The sequence below is a fragment of the Phormidesmis sp. 146-33 genome, from assembly GCF_052939515.1.
In genome coordinates this window covers 1-2,487 of record NZ_JBJPHU010000250.1, presented here as the reverse complement: position 1 = coordinate 2,487, position 2,487 = coordinate 1, and the positions used below count along the sequence as shown (strand labels likewise).

Below are 2,487 nucleotides of genomic sequence, written 5' to 3'. Positions count from 1 at the left end.
GAATTTTAAGCTGAGGTGCTTAATGTGTTGGCACTTTGACTTTGACTCGGCATAGAACGGTAGACCCTGTTTTTTGCTTGTGCTTGAATGATTCCGCCGCCACTTGCATCTGCCAAGGCTTGTTGAGAGAGCCGAATATCTCGAAACCGATAAACACCCGGATAGCTTAATGCAAATCCTTCTCTTGAATTAAGACGAATCCGCTCATCACTGCCTACACTTCCTAACTCAATTCTCCCTTGCTCTGCGGTCAAAGTTCCGCCCTCTAGCTCAATATTTCCCCCAACCAAAGCAAGTGTGTTACCTGGTTGTACCTGTAGACCTGTTTGAGTTCCTCTCGTGATTTGCCGCCGCACCTGAGCCGATAGGTTATATCCATTCCCTTCTACTCGAATCGTTCCTGGATTTCGACCGAACTGCAAACCAATTGGAGTACTAATCGTCAATAATGGTGGTGTTTGTGGGTTTACTGCACTAAACTCATTACCATTGTCGAAAATGATGCTATCTGCTGTGCTGGCAAGAAACGAACCACCAATGTTTAAGCGGGCATTTGCACCAAAGAGAATTCCACTTGGATTGAGTAGAAATACATTTGCAGTACCGTTGGCATGAACTGAGCCATCAATATCAGATCGAATGCCTCCGGTAACACGAGTAAAAATATTTTGAATGTCTGCGGCATTGTTGAACGCTGCTTCACCATTCGTTGGAATGGAAAAGCGATCGAAGCTATGAAACAAATTCTGTCCTGCTACTGTCCCACCTGTGATTGAGCAGCTACCAATGCAATCTCCAGTCACTGTAGTCGGAGTTGTACGATCGGGAATGACTTGTGCGATTAGCGCAGAGCGCAACTCCGTAGGAACTGCACCTCGAATAATCAACCCTTCGCAAAGCAGAAAGCAACCAGCCAACCAAAGTGGAGCATCATATCGTTTCATCAGTTGCTTCTCATGAGTATTTACAAGTTGGAAGGAAGTTGCCACATCATAATCGATTTGTCAGCACTGCCACTGACAAGCATTGTTCCTTGAGGCATAAATGCGATCGACCAGATCGGTTTTTGATGCCCCATAACCGTACCTTGCAACTGAGCCGATTGTAAATCCCATAGTTTAATTGCTCGATCGTGTCCTCCAGTTGCCAGAGTTTGCCCATCGGGACTAAACGCAACTGACAGCACTTTATCGTGATGTCCAGCAAAACGGTGAAGCAATCGCCCCGTTTTTATTTCCCACAACGCAGAGGTTTTGTCATGGCTTGCACTCGCTAGAGTATTTCCATCTGGACTAAACGAGATTGAGGTAATTGCTCCTTCATGGGCGGCTAAAGGGAGTTTTACCGCTCCATCCTCCAGTTGCCAGACTGTAATTTTGCCGTCTTCGCTACCACTTGCCAGGAGTTGACTATCAGGGCTAAACGCAACACTTCTGATCTCAGCTCTAGAGTGGAAAGTTTGCTGATGCTCGCCTGTCTCCGTCTTCCAGAGCTTCACCGTTTTATCCCAACTGCCACTCGCGATCGTCGTTCCATCTGGGCTAAATGCAACCGAACGCACATCATCGCTATGTCCTGCAATTGTCCGCTGCAATTCGCCACTGTCCAGCTTCCACAACTTAATGCGGCTATCCCAACTACCGCTCACTAAGAACTGTCCATCTCGACTAATTGCTAATGAAACAACTGCATCTCCGTGTCCCTGACTCGAATCTCCTGAGATTGAATGACGCAGTGTTTTATTGGGCAGATCCCAAATGTTGATTGTACCGTCATAGCTACCACTAACAAGCGTTTTTCCATCCGGGCTAATTGCGATCGTATACACCCAAACCGGATGTCCTTTGAAGATGTGAATCGGTTGAGCAGCCAAGGATTGAGCCGAAAGAAGTGATTTAAAATGAGTATGAGTGCTAAGCCAATGCGCGACAATGATTAGTATTAGAGATATTTCTGTTAAAGCGATCGTCGTTTTTCTAGAATTTCGCTTTGGTGTCATAGTCAATGCTCCTGGTCAATGCTCCTGACTTGTGTATTGACGATCGCTATTTAGAACTACTAGTAGTTATTGCAACAGCTTCTTTCTTCTGAGCTTCTTGCTGCTGATTCTGTTCTTCAATCCGCATTCGACTCATGAATAAAATTGCAGTTCCTGTAAGTATCGCCAAACTGATTGGAGTGATATACGTCCAGTGACCCGACATCTTATCCCAGACGTGCCAGATCAGTACAAAAATCACCAAGTAGGTCAGTTGATGCAATTTCTTCCAATTTTTCTTGAGGAGCTTCATGCTCCAAGTATTCGACGTGATTGTCATTAAAATGAGAATTAGAAAGCAGACCACTCCTTGAATATAGACCCAGGGTGTTTCGAGATCGAGCAGATCAAGGTCTCTCTGGTTAAGATAAGGATAGCCATGAATGGCAGAAAGAGTTAGCCTAAGTAGGGTGATCACTCACCCTACTCGGCTCCAGAACCGTACATGA

3 protein-coding genes are annotated in these 2,487 nt (G+C 45.5%); all 3 read right to left on the bottom strand.

Annotation, left to right across the window (positions count from 1 at the left end):
- Positions 1-5: 5 nt before the first annotated feature.
- The 3 genes from ACJ2PR_RS35620 to ACJ2PR_RS35610 are packed head-to-tail and all read right to left on the bottom strand — an operon-like array spanning position 6 to position 2,456.
- Complete coding sequence (locus tag ACJ2PR_RS35620) at positions 6-944, bottom strand: filamentous hemagglutinin N-terminal domain-containing protein (RefSeq protein WP_446880600.1); 939 nt, start codon at positions 942-944, stop codon at positions 6-8.
- 20 nt (positions 945-964) lie between these two features.
- Positions 965-1,999: a WD40 repeat domain-containing protein gene (locus ACJ2PR_RS35615; protein WP_446880599.1), complete on the bottom strand. Its 1,035-nt coding sequence runs from the start codon at positions 1,997-1,999 to the stop codon at positions 965-967.
- Between the two features lie 46 nt (positions 2,000-2,045).
- A complete protein-coding gene (locus tag ACJ2PR_RS35610; protein WP_446880598.1) occupies positions 2,046-2,456 on the bottom strand; it encodes a ferric reductase-like transmembrane domain-containing protein in 411 nt (136 codons plus the stop codon).
- Positions 2,457-2,487 lie beyond the last annotated feature (31 nt).

Excerpts from the sequence above, each read along its gene's own strand:
- ACJ2PR_RS35620 (WP_446880600.1), bottom strand. The coding sequence starts at position 944 with ATGAAACGATATGATGCTCCACTTTGGTTGGCTGGTTGCTTTCTGCTT.
- ACJ2PR_RS35615 (WP_446880599.1), bottom strand. The coding sequence starts at position 1,999 with ATGACACCAAAGCGAAATTCTAGAAAAACGACGATCGCTTTAACAGAA.